Origin of the sequence: Massilibacillus massiliensis (assembly GCF_900086705.1) — a bacterium.
Classification (GTDB): Bacteria; Bacillota; Negativicutes; order FLKF01; family FLKF01; genus Massilibacillus; species Massilibacillus massiliensis.
In genome coordinates this window covers 1,218,683-1,233,918 of the sequence record NZ_LT575483.1, presented here as the reverse complement: position 1 = coordinate 1,233,918, position 15,236 = coordinate 1,218,683, and the positions used below count along the sequence as shown (strand labels likewise).

Annotated in this window: 15 protein-coding genes and 1 riboswitch; of the genes, 9 read left to right on the top strand and 6 right to left on the bottom strand. The window is 37.7% G+C overall.

Features of this window, described 5'->3' with window-relative positions:
• Window positions 1–200 precede the first annotated feature (200 nt).
• The gene (trxA, locus tag BN6559_RS06180; RefSeq protein WP_110953906.1) at window positions 201–512 is read left to right on the top strand and encodes a thioredoxin; all 312 of its coding nucleotides are present in this window, start codon (window positions 201–203) and stop codon (window positions 510–512) included.
• On the opposite strand, the gene BN6559_RS06175 is transcribed toward trxA, so the two are convergent.
• The 3 genes from BN6559_RS06175 to BN6559_RS06165 form a co-directional block, all read right to left on the bottom strand.
• Complete coding sequence (locus BN6559_RS06175; RefSeq protein WP_110953905.1) at window positions 504–1,178, bottom strand: Crp/Fnr family transcriptional regulator; 675 nt, start codon at window positions 1,176–1,178, stop codon at window positions 504–506. The two genes, trxA and BN6559_RS06175, sit on opposite strands and share 9 nt — an antisense overlap.
• Before the next feature lie 195 nt (window positions 1,179–1,373).
• The gene (locus BN6559_RS06170; protein ID WP_110953904.1) at window positions 1,374–2,231 is read right to left on the bottom strand and encodes an NAD(P)/FAD-dependent oxidoreductase; all 858 of its coding nucleotides are present in this window, start codon (window positions 2,229–2,231) and stop codon (window positions 1,374–1,376) included.
• Between the two features lie 209 nt (window positions 2,232–2,440).
• A complete protein-coding gene (locus BN6559_RS06165) occupies window positions 2,441–2,797 on the bottom strand; it encodes a hypothetical protein (RefSeq protein WP_110953903.1) in 357 nt (118 codons plus the stop codon).
• Window positions 2,798–3,042: 245 nt separating this feature from the next.
• Between BN6559_RS06165 and BN6559_RS06160 the strand changes: the two genes are divergently transcribed.
• From BN6559_RS06160 to BN6559_RS06150, 3 genes are all read left to right on the top strand, one after another.
• Entirely contained in the window at window positions 3,043–3,264 is a 222-nt protein-coding gene (locus tag BN6559_RS06160; protein WP_199883787.1) for a DUF2905 domain-containing protein, read from the top strand.
• A 100-nt stretch (window positions 3,265–3,364) separates the two neighbouring features.
• Window positions 3,365–4,312, top strand: coding sequence for a DUF1858 domain-containing protein (locus BN6559_RS06155; RefSeq protein WP_110953902.1), 948 nt, complete (start codon window positions 3,365–3,367; stop codon window positions 4,310–4,312).
• 9 nt (window positions 4,313–4,321) lie between these two features.
• Window positions 4,322–4,978 carry a hypothetical protein gene (locus BN6559_RS06150; protein ID WP_110953901.1) on the top strand — a complete coding sequence of 219 codons (657 nt, stop codon included), beginning with the start codon at window positions 4,322–4,324 and terminating at the stop codon, window positions 4,976–4,978.
• A 61-nt stretch (window positions 4,979–5,039) separates the two neighbouring features.
• Here BN6559_RS06150 and BN6559_RS06145 read toward each other — a convergent pair whose 3' ends face one another.
• Both BN6559_RS06145 and BN6559_RS06140 read right to left on the bottom strand, forming a co-directional pair.
• Complete coding sequence (locus BN6559_RS06145) at window positions 5,040–6,458, bottom strand: DASS family sodium-coupled anion symporter (protein ID WP_110953900.1); 1,419 nt, start codon at window positions 6,456–6,458, stop codon at window positions 5,040–5,042.
• Between the two features lie 293 nt (window positions 6,459–6,751).
• Window positions 6,752–7,618 (bottom strand): LysR family transcriptional regulator, encoded by an 867-nt coding sequence (locus BN6559_RS06140; protein WP_110953899.1) that lies wholly within the window; start codon window positions 7,616–7,618, stop codon window positions 6,752–6,754.
• 297 nt (window positions 7,619–7,915) lie between these two features.
• Here BN6559_RS06140 and ygiD point away from each other — a divergent pair, with 297 nt between their 5' ends.
• From ygiD to BN6559_RS06115, 5 genes are all read left to right on the top strand, one after another.
• Window positions 7,916–8,689: a 4,5-DOPA-extradiol-dioxygenase gene (gene ygiD / locus BN6559_RS06135; protein WP_199883786.1), complete on the top strand. Its 774-nt coding sequence runs from the start codon at window positions 7,916–7,918 to the stop codon at window positions 8,687–8,689.
• A gap of 99 nt (window positions 8,690–8,788) precedes the next feature.
• Complete coding sequence (locus BN6559_RS06130) at window positions 8,789–9,973, top strand: anaerobic nitric oxide reductase flavorubredoxin (RefSeq protein ID WP_110953898.1); 1,185 nt, start codon at window positions 8,789–8,791, stop codon at window positions 9,971–9,973.
• A 438-nt stretch (window positions 9,974–10,411) separates the two neighbouring features.
• The gene (locus BN6559_RS06125) at window positions 10,412–11,374 is read left to right on the top strand and encodes an NAD(P)H-dependent glycerol-3-phosphate dehydrogenase (RefSeq protein ID WP_110953897.1); all 963 of its coding nucleotides are present in this window, start codon (window positions 10,412–10,414) and stop codon (window positions 11,372–11,374) included.
• 136 nt (window positions 11,375–11,510) lie between these two features.
• Window positions 11,511–11,597: riboswitch (cyclic di-GMP riboswitch) on the top strand.
• A 104-nt stretch (window positions 11,598–11,701) separates the two neighbouring features.
• Window positions 11,702–12,598: a diguanylate cyclase gene (locus BN6559_RS06120; RefSeq protein ID WP_110953896.1), complete on the top strand. Its 897-nt coding sequence runs from the start codon at window positions 11,702–11,704 to the stop codon at window positions 12,596–12,598.
• Between the two features lie 251 nt (window positions 12,599–12,849).
• Window positions 12,850–13,170: a hypothetical protein gene (locus BN6559_RS06115; RefSeq protein WP_110953895.1), complete on the top strand. Its 321-nt coding sequence runs from the start codon at window positions 12,850–12,852 to the stop codon at window positions 13,168–13,170.
• A 153-nt stretch (window positions 13,171–13,323) separates the two neighbouring features.
• Here the strand turns inward: BN6559_RS06115 and BN6559_RS06110 are convergent, their stop codons facing one another.
• A complete protein-coding gene (locus tag BN6559_RS06110; protein ID WP_110953894.1) occupies window positions 13,324–15,039 on the bottom strand; it encodes a methyl-accepting chemotaxis protein in 1,716 nt (571 codons plus the stop codon).
• Between the last annotated feature and the right edge of the window lie 197 nt (window positions 15,040–15,236).

The following is a 15,236-nucleotide window of genomic DNA, read 5'->3' as shown; positions in this document are numbered from 1 at the left end:
TTTCACTGAAAATGAGAAAAGAACTGGACTAAATTTAGCACAGTTCTTTTTTGAAGTGTATACTATATGTTGATGCATGTGTGTTCGCATTGCTATTTAAAAAAATGGTTATAAAAATGTGATTCAATCACAGAAAAAATTAGAAATTTGGATATAATGAAGAGAGAGAATTATTTTATAGTGTAAAGGAGTTTTGGAAGATGAGTGTATTAACAATTACGAAAGATAATTTTGAGACGGAAGTATTAAAATCAGATAAACCGGTATTAATTGACTTTTGGGCAGGTTGGTGCGGTCCTTGCAGGATGTTATCGCCAGTCGTAGATGAAATCGCTGAGGAAGCGGAAGGCAAAGTAAAAATAGGAAAGATCAATGTGGATGAACAGCCACAGCTTGCATCTCAGTTTAATGTGATGAGTATACCAACACTTGTTGTAATCAAAGATGGTAAAACTGCCGCAACAGCAGTTGGTGTTAAATCCAAACAAGATATTTTAGAAATGCTAGATTAATAGTTTTTCTAATTTAGGTTTATCTAATAGTGTTACTTCGCCGCGAGAAAGTTTGACGATACCTTCTGTGGCGAAGTATTTTAGCATGCGTGAAACTACTTCACGTGCACTGCTGATATATTTGGCAATTTGTTCATGACTGAGGTGGATACGATCTAGTCCGGTTCGATTGGCTTCGTTCAATAGGAAGATGGCCAGCCGTTTGTCAAAACTCATAAATAAAATTTGTTCCATTGCCCACATTACGTCGGAAAAACGATCCATTGCGGTCTTGTATGCAAAATTTTCTATGTAGATGTTGTTACGATACAGCTGATCAAATAGAGCTGCGTTTAATAAGAGCACTTCTGTATCTGTTTCGGCATCAATATGTACGGCAAAATTTATATTTTTTAAAACACAAGAAGCGGTAAGAATGCAAACATCACCTGCATTGTGACGATAAAGGGTGATATCTCGTCCGTCTTCTGATAATATGTAAACTCTTAACCCACCGGTTTTAATGATCAAAACACCAACACAGCTGCTGCCGTTTTGATGAATTTGGGTGCCGCGTTTGTAATTTGCTGGCGTAATATGCTGTAATATTACGTCTTTTTCCGTATCATTGAGATGATCCCAAAAGGTGAAAGACTTTTTTAATAAATCCATATCATTGTTATTCATTATATGCACTCCTAGGTTTCATTTGTTAAAAGGATAAGAAGTTCGCACATTTATCATTTTCGTGCTTGGACTTTTTTTAGAAAAAGTACGTTCCGAAGGGTGAAAAACGACCGACTTACGTTAAAAATCCGTTTATTTGAACGAAGCGAGTTTAGGATTTTAGTAAGTCGGTCGTTTTTCAAGTCGTTTAGAAGCTTATGGCTTTTTGATATATTTAATTACTTCTCTGCCAGCTGTTGCGCCTTCATAAACTGCCTTGGCAATTTGCAGCATGCCACCGGTGCAGTCACCAGCCGCATAAAGACCGGGTAAGTTGGTTTCCATCCGTTCATTTACAACGATTTTTGTTCCTTTTGTTTCGGCACCTAATTTTTTTGCTAAGTCATCACTGCCGGCTACACCAACCGCAATAAAAACTCCGCTGACATTTTGTGTAGTGTTATCATGAAATTTAACGGAATCAAGTACATCTGTGCCGTGAAAAGCAACTAATTTCTTTTCGTTGACTTGAATTTTTTCAGGAACTTGAATTTTAGGATTGGTTCCATTGGTAAGTAAAGTAACAGATCTTGCAAGTGGCAGAAGTGCTTTTGCCTCATGCAGTGCGTAATGTCCGTCTCCTAATACGGCAACATCTTTCCCTCGATAAAAGAAGGCATCGCATTCTGCGCAATAACTGACACCATGACCTTCAAAATCTGTTAAGCCTCGTATTGCCGGTGTTGAACGTGTGGCTCCGGTTGCTATGATAACACTAGGTGCAGTGTAGTGTTCGTCTTTGGTTTTTACAACATATTGCGCTTCATAGGAAACTCCGACTACTTCACTGGTTATGATTGTTGTGCCTAAACGAGTTGCCTGCTCAATGCCGTTGCTGACAAGGTATTTACCAGAGACAGGCTGTGCGAAGCCATAGTAATTTTCTATCTTGTCGGCTTTTTGCAGAGCACCAAAATCCCGTCCGATGATCAAGGTTTTTAAACCGCCGCGGCAGGCATATAAAGCAGCAGAAATTCCCGCAGGTCCGTTCCCGATAATGATAACGTCAAACATAGTGACACCCCATCTTTCTAATCTATTTTATGGAATCTATTATATTGGATTATTTTTATTTCAATCTGTGATTGAGTCACCAATCACTTCATTATTATTATAACAAAATTTATTGGCTGACATAACCCATTCTGATGTTTCGATACTGCATTAGGTCGTATTGATGAAAAAACGTCCTAAACTTGACATGCGCTAGTTTAGGACGTTTTTTAAAAAATTTCAGATTTAATATAATTTTTTAGAATGTAATAGTGAATGATAAGTTGCTGCTTTCTTGTAAAATCTTTATAAGAATAACGATATAATAAAGTTGTATCGTTTTTAAAGCGGTTTAAAAAATTTTCAAACCTTTTGGCGGTCATTTTCGGTAGAGCACGAATGAAATTTTTTACCTTTCTTTTTTGATTAAATGTCAAAAGATATTCAATCACAAGTTCGGAATATTGATTTTCTAAATTCTTATAGCTATGGATAAATTTTGTTTGCGTATAGGGCGCTTTAAATTTTTCAAACCATATTTCGAACCGATCATTGCTCATTTTATAAGAACTTTTACGATTACGCATTTACTTACCTCTTAACAATTGAATTTATTGAGCGTAGAAATAAAAAAACTCTATGGAGTGAAGGGATGATCATAGTATTCGTTACGAATCAGCATTGTATACGCAATCTAGAAAATCAAGCAGAGGTTTTTATTTCAGTTGGATAAAAAATGTCTTAGATTGGCATTCGCATAAATTTTCGTGTATATTTTAAATTAAGAAGCTTAAGTTTTTGCAGTAGATATAAATTGGAGGAAGTAGGTAAGATGATCATGCATGATTTTGGGAAAACTTTGATCTATATGGGACTTATTTTGATTGTCGTTGGTTTGATCCTACATTTTGGTGGTAAGTGGATACAATTTGGTAAATTACCTGGTGATTTTAAATGGGAAAGTGGTAACTTCGGCGTATATTTTCCTTTAGCAAGTTCGATTATAATTAGTATTCTATTAACAATTATTTTAAATTTATTTTTCCGTAGATAGATTTAAATCGTCGATATTTAAGGATTTTTTATAATAAGAGTATATATGATTTTTTTTTGAGAAAACTTAGTTGTAAGTAGTCGAAGAAAGGATGAGACAGATGCTGCCTGTTGGTGCAAACTTACAACGAATAAAAAACGGTAAAAAAACGTATGCCATTACGCCGCATATTCCGGGTGGATTTATAACTGCAGATCGTTTAGAAAAATATGCGCAAGTTGCCCGGTTATACCACGGTGTATTGAAATTGACTTCCGCGCAACGAATTATGATAACAAATCTCCAAGCAGAGGACATTCAAGATATTTGGGCGCAGCTGGAAATGGAACCGGCAATTGGTTTTGCCAATTGTGTACGAAGTGTTAAAATTTGCCCGGGTACTGCATTTTGTAAGCGTGCGAAAAAAGATAGTGTAAAAATCGGACTTGCCTTGGATAAAGCGTATATAAAAAAAGAAATGCCTTCACGTATGAAGATGGGGGTTTCCGGCTGTCCAAATTCTTGTTCCGAATCGGTTGTAAAAGATATCGGATTAATTGGAACTGAGCAAGGCTGGGATCTTTATGTCGGCGGGTCGGCCGGCTCGCATCCTCGTTTGGCAAATCAATTAATTGGTGGATTATCTGACGAGGTTGCTTTATCTGTGATTGAATATGTAATTGGTTATTACCAAACCAATGCTGAAATTGAACGTTTAGGGCAATTTATTGACCGTATTGGGTTTGAACATTTCAAAACAGAAGTTCTCAAGCACTATGAAAATAACCGACCGTTTCATGCAGAAAAGAAGCATGGGGAGGAGCAGGCATTCGCGCCTTTACCGGGGGGCTTAACAGAAGGAACTTTGGCACCGGGAGATGAGATCACTGCCGATAGTGTTATTGCAGATATTATTCGTGTATATCCAAAAACGATTCCGGTTCTAAGATCTTTTGGACTTGGTTGTCTGGGATGTCCATCGGCGGCAGGTGAATCCATTCATCAGGCCGCAGAAATTCATGGTCTGGTGCTTGATGAATTAATTCCTACATTAAATGAAAAACGATGAGGTGATTGAATGAGTGAAGCTTTAGCACAAATACATCATTGGTTGTTTAAGAAGATTAAAATTGTAGCAAGCCGGGAAAATTTATTATTTCGTAATTTTTCTCAAGCGGAAGATACTGTAGAGAGTGTAAGAGAAATGGCCAATCAAAGTATAGGAAATGTTGCCTTTGATCAAGCTTTAGAAGACATGATTGATCATCAAAATATTCATCAATGGCTGCAGCGGCAAATCAATCTCGTAGAAACAAGAGAAGCTTATATTATAAAAGAGTTTCTTGCGCAAATGGGAGATGGGGCTCGAAAGATCATAGAAGAGACTTTTGAGAAAGATGGATATAGCTATGGACAAGAGGCGGTTACTTTTAGTAAAAATGTGAGTACAGCGCCGCAATTGTACCAAACGGTAAATGACTATTATTTGAATGGAATGCCTTGCGACGTAGGAGATATGATGAAAGAAATTTCGCCAAATCATGTCGTTTGGGAAAATGATTGCTGGCCGCAAGAAAAAAATTGGCAGCGCGCAGGTGGAGACCAAACTTTTTTAGAAAACCTATATTTGATTTGGTTACAGGCCTTTATTAAGGGCGCGAATTCCAGTTATGATCTGACGTTTAAGAAAGAAAATCAGACCAATCATTTTACACTGCAAAAAGAGGAACGCTAAAGCAAATAAGCGCCTTTCTCACAGCGTTGTTGTTATCTGTAAGAAAGGCGCTTTTATATATTTACCAGTATCCAAGAACTTTCCACCAGATACCGCCTATGCCGACCCAGATGATGATGTGCATGATAGAAATGCCAAAACCAATTTTCCACCACGTACCTTGATCTACATACCCAGCTCCAAAATAAACCGGCGCAGGGCCTGTGCCGAAATGTGTTAAACAACCGCAAATGTTAGAGGCAAGTGCTACCACGAAAGCTGAAATAAAGGGCGGCGCACCTGCGGCAACACCTAATGTAATGAGTGCCGCATACATTGCAGTAACATGGGCAGACATACTTGCAAAGAAATAATGGCTGTATAAATAAATAACAAAGGATAGGACAAGTGCGGTAATCATACCGACGCCGACCATTTGATTTTCTAATATTTTTGCAAACCAAGCAATGAAACCAGATTTATTGAGGTAATCTGACATCGCAATTACACTGCCTACCCAGATTAAAGTATCCCATGCTCTGGTTTCGGTGATTACATCTTTCCAAGTTAGAACTTTAGTTGCGAGTAAGATACAAAGTCCCATGAAAGCAATGAGCGTTCCGTTGAGCCCCGTCATTGAAGCAGTTGCCCATAAAGTAAGCAGCATAACGAATACGAGCAGCATAATCTTTTCACCAATCGTCATTGGTCCCATTTCTTTCAATACATTAGCCGCCATCGATTTTGCTTCTGGAGTCTCTTTCAATTCAGGCGGATAAAATTTGTAAAGTGCATAAGGAATCGCAAGCAATGCAACTACACCGGGAACCAGTGCCGCAACAAACCAGTCCATCCAAGTAATATCGACATCTAATACTTTTTTTGCTAATGCAACAGCAACCGGATTGCCGACCATTGCTGTCAAAAACATCGCCGATACAACGAGGTCAAGATGAAATACAGAAGTTACTAAAAAAGCACCGATTTTTCTTGCCGACTGCCCTGGTTTTGAATCAAAGGCTTCTGCCAAACTTTGAACGATCGGGAAAACGAGACCGCCGGCACGCGCTGAATTTGACGGAATTGCCGGACCGATAATCAAGTCGCTCAAGGCTAAAGAGTATACGAGTTTTAAACTACTGTCACCAAAAGCACGCATGGTTATGTAAGCGATACGTTTCCCAAGCCCGGTAATAATAAAAGCTCTAGCTAAGATAAAAGCAGAAACGATCAACCAAACTGTATTTCCGCTGAAGGCAGTCAGGACTTCCTTAAATTGCAAGGTGTTGGTCAATGCCGCTATAACCATTGCAATTAAAGCCACGGAACCTGCATCCAATGGTTGTAGAATAAAACCGACTACGGTTCCCATAAAAATTGCAAATAAGTGCCAAGCTTTTATAGTTAAGCCTTCTGGTAATGGGATAAACCATAAAACAAGTACGATTCCAACTGTTAATATGGCAGCGGGTATTTTACTTTCGCTGAAAAGTTTTTTCATAGGTAGCACTCCTTGTAATAAAATGATTTTGAAAATTCAATTTATAAATTTCGTTAATCAAATCATATATAAAACGATATAGGTTGTAAAATTGGAAAAACTTATTGTTGATTATTATATAATTCGATGGGGATTGTAAAATTTTTCACTTTATAGGCTCTAATGGTGGATCGACAGAACGTAAAACAGCGATTTAAACTGCATCGCGCAGTTTAAATCGCTGTTCGTACATAAAACTCGTAGTCTATCAAATTCAAATTCGAACGGTTTTTATTACCGAATTTGCTTGGCTGTTAGTTTTCGAATGAAAGCCCTTTTACAAAATTCACAAATAAATTGACAATCGGGAGCTGTAGCGTATCTTCATTATAGATCATCCAAGTTTTTCTTGTGATATACTTTCCATCGGTGTTTTTTAAAGGCAGCTTATGGATATTTGGAATGTTTGCAATAATACGTGATGGGAGAATTGCATAACCCAATCCATTTTTAACCATTTCTTTGCAAGTTGCTAATTTGTCAACATGCATATTGAAGGTTGGCGGCTTAGCGAAGTTTTCCCGCCACCATTTATCAATCTGTGATTTTAATAGATAATCACTATGATATTCGATGCGTGACAAATTCGGCAGATCCTCGAACTTAAATGGCTGCATGGATGCAATACAGACGGGTTCTTCGTATAATAAATGCATGTTTTTGCAGCCACCGTAATCCACACTGACAAAACCGACATGTGTTTTTTTATTATAAATGAGGCTGAAAATATTTTTTGTCCAGTCGGTCACCATATTAAAGTCTGCATTCGGATATTTTTTCTTAAATAATTTTAAAATATGAGGTAAGGTATACATCGTAAAGTAATGTGAAGCGCCAATTTCTAAAGTGCCAGCATCAATCTTGGATAAATTGCGCACATTGTTTTTTATGCTGCGCAGCTGCGTAACCATTTGTTCTGCAGCTTTTACGAGAAATTCTCCTTCTGGTGTAATTTGAATTCCCTTCGTACTTCGATGAACCAATTGTACGCCGAATTCTCGCTCAATATGCTGCAGTCTTGCAGTTAATGCCGGTTGTGACATATATAAGCTTTGTGCGGCCTTTGTAATATTTTTTTCGGATTTTAGTGCTTGAATGATAAGCCAGTCACGGTCTTCCATAAAAAAATAAACGCTCCTTTATAAGTAGATTTCAAGAAGTCTATCCTCACGACGGAGTCAAATCTCATTTATTATAACATATTTAGAAAAATCGTCCTTGGATAATTTGGAATAAAAATGAATATTAAATATTATAAAATGAATAGACAAAAAGTTTTAAATAAAATCATTATCATGTAGGAATTTATGTTGCTTATGGCGAATTAGACTTTAATAAATGTAATGAATTCTTACACGGCGTAACCGTTCACAGATCGTTACGCAAGAGCACGGTTCAATCATGAGGAGTGATATGGGATGAAAATGCCGGTAGTGTTTATTGGTCATGGATCACCGATGAATATTGTTGAAAAAAATAATTATACAAGCAGTTTAGCGGTACTTGGTGAAACGCTGCCAAGACCGGAAGCCATTCTTGTAATAAGTGCGCATTGGCAGACGCGAGGCACGTATATTACTGGTGCTGCGCAGCCGGAAACAATTTACGATTTTTATGGATTCCCAGAGGCTTTGTATCAAGAAAAATATGCTTGTCCCGGGGCGGTAAAAGTTGCGAAACGTATTGAAAATCTTACGTCTGGTGAAGTTGCAGTAGATCCTGAAAGAGGAATTGATCATGCGGGGTGGGCGGTATTAAAACATATGTATCCAAAGGCTGATATTCCAGTTTTAGAATGCAGTCTCGATATGAGGAAGTCACCGCAGGCGCATTATGAGTTTGCAAAAAAGCTTGCCTTTCTGAGACAAGAAGGCGTTTTAATCATTGGCAGCGGCAATATTGTGCACAATCTTTCACAATTGGATTTTTCTAGCCTATATGTGCCGGATGTTTATCCGTGGGCGGCAGCGTTTGATCAAAAGGTAGCTACGTTACTCGAACAGAGAGAGCATCAAAAGTTGATCGCTTATGAAAAATTACCTTATGCAAATCTTGCTGTGCCTACAGATGAACATTATTTACCAATGCTCTACGCACTTGCTATGCAAACAGAGGATGAGAACCTCGCATTCATTTGCACTGATATACAAAATGCCTCTATTGCCATGCGGAGCTTTATTCTCGGTGCATAATAGCAGGCATACTGTTTCATAACGTGTGTATTTTATGAGAGTATGGTAAAATATATATGTAAAATTTATTGATGACAATTATTTAAGGAGGGTTAGCATATGAGTTTTCGAATTACTGAAAATGTTACATGGGTTGGTAAAATAGACTGGGATTTAACAAAATTCCATGGTGAAGAATACTCTACGCATAAAGGGTCTACGTATAATGCATATCTTGTCCGTGATGAAAAAAATGTTTTAATTGATACAGTTTGGCTGCCTTATACTGAGGAATTTGTTGATAAATTGCAGCAGGAAATCGATGTATCAGAAATTGATTATATTATAGTGAATCATGGCGAGATTGACCACAGTGGTGCATTGACGAAGCTAATGAAACTTATTCCCGACACTCCAATTTATTGTACAGCAAATGCGGTGAAATCGCTCAAGGGGCAGTATCATCAGGATTGGAATTTCCACGTAGTAAAAACGGGGGACAAGCTTAGTATTGGTTCAAAAGAATTCATCTTTATTGAAGCACCAATGCTACATTGGCCGGATACGATGATGTGTTATCTTACCGGGGAAAATATTTTATTCAGCAATGATGCGTTTGGTCAGCATTATGCTTCCGAATATATGTTCAATGATTTGGTCGATCAAGCAGAGTTATATAGAGAAGCGATTAAATATTATGCAAACATTCTTACACCATTTAATCGTCAAGTTGAACGAAAGCTGAACGAAGTCGCGGCACTCAACTTACCAATTGATATGATTTGCCCGAGTCATGGAGCGATTTGGCGAGATGATCCGATGCAGATTGTGAAAAAATATGGCGAGTGGTCGAAAGACTATCAAGAAAATCAAATCACGATTCTTTACGATACAATGTGGGAAGGTACGCGCAAGCTTGCCGAGGCAATTGCTGAAGGGATTAAACAAGCGGATGCGACGGTAAATATTAAACTTTATAATACAGGACGTAGAGATAAAAACGATATTTTGACTGAAATTTTCCAATCTAAAGCGATTTTAGCCGGTTCACCTACAGTCAATAATGGAATTTTATCCTCCATGGCAGGCATTATGGAAGAAATCAGAGGGCTGTCGTTTAAAAATAAAAAAGCTGCTGCTTTCGGAACCTATGGCTGGAGTGAAAAATCTGTAAAGATGCTTAGTGAGCTGTTAACAGAAGCTGGATTTGAAGTTGTAAATGACGGATATAAGGTTGCTTGGAGTCCGGATGAAGATGCTGTGGCAGGCGCCATAGAATTTGGAAAGAATTTTGCAAAATTATAAAATTGAGAACTGGTAGATCATTTTCTTTGTTTGATGATCTGCAGATGAATAGAGCACATGTCAAGAGGAGCTGTAGCAAAAAATTTGCCACAGCTCTTCTTGGCATGTAGACAAACTATGAACTATGGGACAGATAGGCAGCGGGTCGGTGATAAGCACGCATCTGCGTCGTTACAGCAAGGTGCTGCTCGTCGACGTACCGCGAGTACGACTCCTTCACAACCCCTTGCTGTGCCTAGCATCTGAGTACTTCTCACCAACCGGCAACCTATCTTCGTACTAGTTTATAAGTGGTACGGATTTCGTTATTTTCTAAGTTATCGACATAAATATATTATTTGTTTACAAGCTGACGAGGTTTTACTTGTGAAATCAAAATATGATACTATAATTAAGATATTAGATGTGTACGAAATTTTTTTTAGGATGGTGTAAAATTTGAAGGTTTCGGTATTAGGTTGTGGGCGTTGGGGAACATTTTTGGCGTGGTATGCAAATCGGATAGGACACGATGTTTTATTATGGGGCAGGGAAGGATCAAGAAATTTTGCGGCACTAGAAAATACGAAAAAAAATGATTATTTAACATTACCGGATAAGATTACTTTGACGCACGATTTAGAAGCAGCAGTTTCATTCGGTGAAATTATTATTATTTCAATCAGCGCGCAGGAATTACGTTCATTCGGTGAACAAATTCGTGATTTTGCTGGAATACGTGATAAAACTTTTGTGTTGTGCATGAAAGGCATCGAGGCAAAAACGGGAAAACGTTTATCACAAGTTTTTCATGAAGCTTTTGGGTTAGACAAGAATGTAGCAGTTTGGGTAGGCCCTGGCCATGTGCAGGATTTTGTCAGAGAAATTCCCAATTGCATGATCATTGGATCGCCCGCTATAGAAATAACAAAAAAAGTTGTGGAAGCATTTAATAGCAATTTAATTCGTTTCTATTATGGCAGAGATTTACTGGGAATCGAAATTGGGGCGGCAGCGAAAAATGTTATGGGAATTGCCGCTGGAATGTTAGATGGAATGAACTATAGCAGTTTAAAAGGTGCATTGATGGCACGGGGGACGAGAGAATTATCATTGCTTGTGAAAGCAATGGGCGGTGATGCTACGACAATTTATGGACTCAGCCATTTAGGCGATTATGAAGCAACTTTATTTTCTTTACATAGTCACAATCGAAAATATGGGCAGGGTTTTGTAAGAGGTGAAAGATTTGATAAATTAGCTGAGGGTGTTTCTACGGTGGTTGCTTTAAAAACGTTGGCACAAGAATATAATATTGAACTGCCGATTTGCAACGCAGTGTACGAAATCGTCATTGACCATAAAGATCCAAAAGAAAAGCTCTTGGATTTGTTCTTGCGCCCGGTAAAATTTGAATTTTAATAGGATAAGATGAGTTCTGCAAAGGCTTTTCGGTGCAGATATTGTGTGGAAACATGTTCCTTTTTGTCGAATATGCAATTGGAATATTATTCTTGTATTTTCATTTTGTTTAGTATAGAATATAAAGTATATATTGTTTTTCCTATAGCAAACCTATTGAAAGATAGGGACGCAAAGCCGTGGGTCTAAAGATAATTTTGTCTATGACTGCCAGGTTGCATCAATTTTATGATTGCAGCTGGCAGTTTTTTTATTGACATTTTACGTTAGAAACATAAAAGCATAAGTTGTATTGATCTTTTTAAGAGAGTATAAGAAAGGAAAAATATGAATTCAGAAAAGCAAACGATCCTGATTGTTGACGATGTGTATTTTAGTGCTAAATATATGGAAGATATTTTAAAAGAAGAGTATCAAGTTGTGGTTGTAACCTCTGGAAAAGCATGTATGGATTATGTTAAATGCCAAAATGTTGATTTAATTTTATTAGATGTTGTAATGCCAGAAATGGATGGGTATGAGGTATGTCGGAAGCTCAAGGCAGATCCTGCAACAAAAAAAATTCCTGTGATTTTTTTATCTGCAAAGGGCAATACGCAAGATGAAGCTCGAGGTTTGGAATTGGGTGCAATTGATTATATAACAAAACCAGCTTGTGCCTCTATTATCAAAGCACGTATAAAAAATCATTTAGCAATAAAAATGCAAAACGATCTATTAGAAAAACTTTCATTTATTGATGCCCTGACAAGTGTTTTTAATCGTCGTTATTTAGATGAAGCGTTAGCAAAAGAGTGGCGTTGTGCTTTACGTAGTGGGGAACTTTTATCCCTATTACTAGTGGATATAGATTTCTTTAAAGCTTTTAATGACTACTACGGACATTTAGAGGGAGATCGGTGTCTGCAGAAAGTGGCGAGCGTTTTAAAGAGATCCGTATTACGTCCGGGGGATGTTGTTGCTCGATACGGCGGAGAAGAATTTATTCTAATTTTGCCATCGACCTCTAAAGAAGGGGCAATCAAAGTAGCAACAAGGATTCAGCAAAACTTGGCATTCATAAAAATGGAACATAGGATGTCTAAAGTCAGCAAGTACGTTACAGTAAGTATCGGTATAGCGACTACAATTGCAAAAGAAGTTTTTAATGAAAAAAGTATGATTAGAATGGCAGATTTGGCGCTGTATCAGGCAAAAAGTGAAGGACGTAATCGCTTTGTTTAAAGATAGCGTCTATTTTGTATTGACAACAAAAAATAGTGAAGATAACCACACTTAAATCAAGTTTCTGTATTGGTTTAAGTGTATTTTTTTCTAAAATTCAAAAATAAATAGCAACTTTCGCGCAAGTGGGAATATGATAATATTGAAAATATTTAAATGTTAAGGAATTGGTAAAATAAGAACATTAAACTCTTTCGCAGCATAGTATAGTTTAGGTAAGCTGTAAATGAATAATATAGGAGGGACCAAGTATGAGCTTTCTTGAGTGTTGTGCTAACAGCATAGGGTCTATAACGATACTTACAGAGGATCGTTGCGTATTTCAAGGGCAAGTTGTAAAAAATCGCGATCAGGAACGGGCAAGAGATCAAGATTATATTTGTATAGAGTTGACCTGTGATGTTTCGGTTATCTGTGGAAATCGTGTAGAACTTCTTGTACCAGCGATTTATCGTGATGGGGATCTCGTTAGGATTAATATTTGTAACATTGTTGCAGTAGGCCCTAGCAATGGGTGTCCAACGAATTGCAATAAACCAAAAGAACCTCATTGTAATCACTGCGACCTTTAAGGAAATAAATTTTCATATGGCGATGAGTCGTGTGCTGGCACCTTCTCAAAAGGTGTCAGCGCAACTTGTTGATTTGTATAGAGAAAGAGTGTATCCATTCATACTTGGATACACTCTTTCTCTATACAAATCAACATAGACGTGGCTACTGTATTATATTTGGAATTTGGCAACTGCTTCTCTAAGTTTCATTGCTAAATTTGCTAGTGCCTGGCTGGAGGAAGCGATTTCTTCCATGGAGGCAGATTGTTCTTCGGTTGCGGCTGATACTGTTTGTGTTTCTCCCGAAGCTTGTCTACTAAGTTCATCAATTTGATTTACGGATGCAACGATTTGCTGACTTCCAGCAGCAATTTGATCAATCTCACCCGATATATTTTTTATCTGATCAGATACTTCATTTATTTGAACCGATATTTCTTGGAATGCTTTTCCCGATAGATTTACGACTTCAGTACCAAGCTTAACCTCTCTAGTACCATCACTCATTGCAACAACAGCTTTATCGGTTTCTTGTTGAATTTCACTAATCAATTCAGCAATTTGTTTGGCGGCATCTTGGGATTGTTCTGCAAGTTTTCTAACTTCTTCTGCGACGACGGCGAACCCGCGTCCTTGTTCGCCAGCACGGGCTGCTTCAATTGCAGCATTGAGTGCTAATAGATTGGTTTGTCCGGCGATGCCAGAAATCGTGTCGACAATTTGACCGATTTCTTTGGAGCGTTCTCCTAGTTTTTCTACGACTGCTGCAGAGGAGGTAACGGTTTCTTCAATTGATGTCATCTGACTTACTGCTTTACTTACCGAGTCATTGCCCTCGGTAGCTTTTTCAGCTGTTTGAGAAGATTGGAGAACGATTGTATTCGCATTAGAAGAAATTCGTTGGATTGTAGTTGATATTTGTTCTACCACAATAGCTGTAGAGTTTGCGGAAGTTAATTGTTTTTCCGTGACATGGGCTACTTCAGTAATGGATTCAGCAACTTGATTTGAAGCAAGCGCTGACTGTTCAGCACTTGCAGTTAGCTCTTCAGAAGAGGCAGCGACTTGTTCGGCTGATTCATTTACACTTGTCATTAATGTACGAATGCTAGTGCGCATATTTACCAAAGCCTCAGCTAATTGACCAAATTCATCTTTACGAACCAATTGATTTGGTCGATTGCGAAAATCACCGGCAGATAATTTTTCGCAAAATAATACCATAGTGTGCAAAGGTGAGGTTATTCCTTTGGCGATAAACCAACCAATGCAAACTAAAATTAGAAAAGAAATGAATAAAATACCCAGTGTGATTTTCATTGCGAGTTCGAATTGCTGATGGTTGTCCGTATTCATTTTTTCTGATAGATCGGTATAATAATCCATTAGAATGCGCAAGCTGCCAGTCAGCGTTTTCGTTAATGGTTCAACCTGATTAATATAGAGTGCATACGCTTCAGCATCTTTATTATTTTTTGCTAATTGGACTACTTCATTGCGCGCTTGTGATTGTTTTTCAAAAGCTGCTTGTACATTCGCTATCAATTCTTTTCCTTGTGGATCTAACGTGACTTTTTCAATATCAGCGAGTGCTTTTTTTATAAGTGCGGAACGTTTATCAATATCTTTTTGTAATTGTTCGGTTTTTTTCTCGTCTTTTGTGACCATCAATTCCATGATAGATCCTAACGATCCCCTAACGTTTGTTGCACATTCGTTGACGATTTTGACCGGAATTAATCTTTCAGTGTACATTGAATTCATGTTTGCATCTGATTTTGAAAGATAGTGATAGCCAGTGTAGCCAATAATGGCCATAAAAAAAATGCTGGTAAATAATAAGATGCCTAATTTAAAGCTTACTTTAATATTTTCAATAAAATTCAATTTCTTGCTCCTTTTCAATAGTTTGTATAAAATTCGATTTCTTATTTTTCATTATAGAGGTATTGAAGGGGGAAAATATTAAATAATTGTTAAAAAACGGTCAAAAAAGTTTTAACGTTTTTGTAACGATGAGAAAGTGCTTAATAAACGATGCTGGATTTACAGTTTCACGGCACTGGTGGAAGGCAGTGCCGCGA